Source organism: Bradyrhizobium sp. (assembly GCF_049512235.1).
Lineage (GTDB): Bacteria > Pseudomonadota > Alphaproteobacteria > Rhizobiales > Xanthobacteraceae > Bradyrhizobium.
On record NZ_JBEKXH010000599.1, the window covers coordinates 1 to 3,559 of the forward strand.

Sequence of the window (3,559 nt, forward strand, 5' to 3'; positions counted from 1 at the left end):
CGTGGCGAGCCGGTGCAACTTCAAATGTCGGGGGTTTTGGCCTGCAATCGCGCCGAAAGGCCCGCTGTCAGCAGGGCCATTGGAGTTTTTGCGAATTGCGTGGGGATGCAACAATGCCCCTGATTTGCCCGACGTGTCAAATATTTTTTCGGGATCGGTCAAAGCATCCCCGCCAGCGACACCGTGCTACTTTGCATGGGGTTGTTTTCGATATTTTTTGGCATGCCGAGCCGTAGCTCGCGTGCACAGCCCGCCTTCGCCCGATGGGCTTCGGCGCAGGAGCTTTCACGCGCTTCGCGATCCACCCAAATCAGTCGCAGAATAGATAAGGCATTGCGGAATGATGGTCGCGGGCGGCGGCGGTCGTTTCGCAATCGCCCTAAGGGGGCGCGCGGCAAAATTGCGCGTCCGCCTGTTTGACAAGTCGTCCGTAGCAGAGCCAACGCTTCGCGTTTGTCCGAGGGAAAGGCATGCCCTTGGGCTTGACCCGAGGGTGGCAACCGGTCTTCCCTCAGGCAAGCGCGGAACGCGATTGCGCTGATATCATGCTCAAATAATCGGTTGCGATGGCGCGCGCATTGATGATCCAGGGGGCCGGTTCGGACGTGGGCAAGTCGCTGATGGTCGCTGGCCTGGCGCGGGCCGCAACCCGGCGCGGCCACCGCGTGCTGCCCTTCAAACCGCAGAACATGTCGAACAACGCCGCCGTCACCATCGATGGCGGCGAGATCGGCCGCGCGCAGGCGCTGCAGGCGCAGGCTGCGGGCGCGGAGCCGCACACCGACATGAATCCGGTGCTCTTAAAGCCCGAGACGGATGTCGGCGCCCAGATCATCGTGCAGGGACGCCGCGTGGCGACCTTGCGCGCGCGCGACTATGCCGCGATGAAGCCGGCGCTGATGGCGCCGGTTCTTCAGAGTTTCGAACGACTGAAGGCGCGCGCCGATCTGGTTTTCGTCGAGGGCGCCGGCAGCCCCGCCGAGGTCAATCTGCGCGCCGGCGACATCGCCAATATGGGCTTTGCGCGCAAGGCGCGCGTTCCCGTCGTTCTCATCGGCGACATCGATCGCGGCGGCGTCATCGCGCAGCTGGTCGGCATCAGGTGCGTGCTCGATCCCGACGATGCCAGGATGATCGAGGGATTCATCATCAACAAGTTCCGCGGCGATCCCACGCTTTTCGATGACGGATATAAACTGATCGAAGCCCGCACGGCCTGGCGCGGCTTCGGCGTGCTGCCCTACTTTCCGCGCGCGCGCGAACTTCCGGCCGAGGACGCGCTGGGGCTTGCCAGTTCGCGCAAGCCCGGCCACTGCAAGATCGCCTGTCTTGCGCTGTCGCGGATTGCGAATTTCGACGACCTCGATCCCCTCAAGCTCGAGCCCGACGTCGACCTGCTCATGATCCGGCCGGGCGAAGCCGTTCCGGGCGATGCCACACTCGTCATCATTCCCGGCTCAAAATCGACCTGCGGCGATCTTAGCTTCCTCCGCGCGCAGGGCTGGGACATCGATATCCTGGCCCATCATCGCCGCGGCGGCCATGTGCTTGGCGTGTGCGGCGGCTATCAGATGCTGGGGCGCTCAATCGCCGATCCCCAGGGCATCGAGGGACCGGCAGGAGAGATGCCGGGACTTGGACTTCTGGATGTGACGACACTGATGAAGGAGCAGAAAAGTCTGACGCGCGTCGAGGCGGTCGATGCCGCGACGGGCGCGCGCGTGAACGCCTACGAAATCCATATCGGCCAGACCGACGGGCCGGACCGCGCGCGCCCATTCGCAGTCCTCGGGGGCGCGCCGGAAGGTGCGACGTCGGGTGACGGCCGCGTGCACGGCACCTATCTCCACGGCCTGTTCGCCTCCGACGAATTCCGGCGCGCTTTTCTCGATCGTCTCGGCATACCCGCTTCGGATCAGAACTACACTGGGAGGGTCGAACAGGTTCTCGATGCCCTCGCCGATCACATCGAGGCGCATCTCGATGTCGAAGGCCTGCTCGCACTCGCGCGCTGAGCGCGCTTGACGCGGGTGGCTCAGCGCGCCAGCGCGGCAACCAGCCGTTCCCATTCGGTCTCATCGCCGGGCAGACCCAGACGCAACCAGCCGGCCTGGGCTGTGAAGATGCGCGACCAGATGTGAGCGGCGGCGAGCCGCGCCTGCGCTGCGGCCGCATCGCCGGTCTCATAGAGCCGGAACAGCGCCGTTCCCCCGGAGAGCGTCCAGCCTTGGGATTGGATGATGGCGTCGAGTCGCAGCGCATGGCGCAACAGGCGCGCCGATGTTTGCGCCGCCCAGTCGCGGTCGAGCAGGGCGGATCGTCCGATCGCGATGGCCACGCCGGAGACCGGCCACGGACCTGCCAACGCGGCGAGCGCGGCGACATCCCCCGCGCTTCCGAGCACAAAGCCCAGTCTCAATCCGGCAAGACCATAGAACTTTCCGAACGAGCGCAGGATCAGCAACCCCGGCCGTTCCGCCTGCGCTGCGAGCGACAGCTCTGGCGTGGCGTCGGCAAAGCTTTCATCGACGACCAGACGGCCGACGCGGGAGCAGAGTGCAAGCAGGTCGCCGGGATCGTGGCGCCTGCCGTCGGGATTGTTGGGGTTGACGACGATCCCGAGATTGGCGCCGGCCAGAGCTTTGAGATCAGCGACCTCGGCCACATCCCAGCCCGCGGCCCGCAGAACGGCTCCGTACTCGTTATAGCCTGGCGCGAGTATCCGCGCCCGGCCGGGCGGCGACAACAGCGGCAGCAACTGGATTGCCGCCTGCGCGCCGGCAAGCGCAACGATCGGCGCGCGCGCGCCATAGGCCTGACGGGCCGCCTCGTGCAGCGAGCCGATCTCGGAGCGGGAGGGCAATGCGCCCCAGTGCCGCGGCGAAAGCGGTGGCAGAGGATAGGGTTGCCGGTTGATACCGGTCGAGAGGTCGATCCAGTCATCCAGGCGCCCGCCGAAGCGCTGCAGGGCCAGATCCAGATTGCCGCCGTGTTCCAGCATCGCGTTCCCGTTCAGGCCAAGGCCAACGTCACCAAGGCCGGTACCAAGGCCAGTATCACGAGACCTCCCGCGAGCAACATCATGGCACGGGAATAGAACGCCAACCCCCGCACGATATCGGCCGCGCAGGGATCGCGCGCGGCCTCGTTCAGCCAGGGCTCGTTGGTGACGCTGCCGTGATAGATGCGCGGTCCGCTGAGCCGCACGCCGAGCGCGCCGGCGATCGCTGCTTCCGGCCAGCCCGCATTGATCGAACGATGGCGCCGCGCATCCCTCAGCATGCAGGATATCGCATCCATGCGTCGCGGCGCCAGCAGCACGAACAGCCATCCGGTCAAGCGCGCCGGCACGATGTTGGCGAGGTCGTCGATGCGCGCGCTGGCCCAGCCGAACGCCTGGTGCCGCGCGGTGCGGTGGCCGATCATGGAATCGAGCGTATTGATCGCCTTGTAGCCGATGATGCCGGGCAGGCCCAGCATCGCGCCCCAGAACACCGGCGCCACGACACCGTCGGAGGTATTCTCGGCGAGGCTTTCGATGGCCGCGCGAGCAATGCCG

At 66.1% G+C, this 3,559-nt stretch carries 3 protein-coding genes; 1 reads left to right on the top strand and 2 read right to left on the bottom strand.

The genetic code is table 11. The annotated features are described in order from the left end of the window. The first annotated feature begins 566 nt into the window (after positions 1–566). Complete coding sequence (locus tag ABSG20_RS32445; protein WP_423868532.1) at positions 567–2,015, top strand: cobyric acid synthase; 1,449 nt, start codon at positions 567–569, stop codon at positions 2,013–2,015. A 20-nt stretch (positions 2,016–2,035) separates the two neighbouring features. Here ABSG20_RS32445 and cobD read toward each other — a convergent pair whose 3' ends face one another. Together cobD and ABSG20_RS32455 are read right to left on the bottom strand one after the other, a co-directional pair. Next, on the bottom strand, positions 2,036–3,001 hold the full coding sequence (cobD, locus tag ABSG20_RS32450) for a threonine-phosphate decarboxylase CobD (protein WP_423868533.1): 966 nt from the start codon (positions 2,999–3,001) through the stop codon (positions 2,036–2,038). 11 nt (positions 3,002–3,012) lie between these two features. Then, the coding region (locus tag ABSG20_RS32455) for a cobalamin biosynthesis protein CobD/CbiB (protein ID WP_423868534.1) at positions 3,013–3,559 on the bottom strand (547 nt) is incomplete at its 5' end.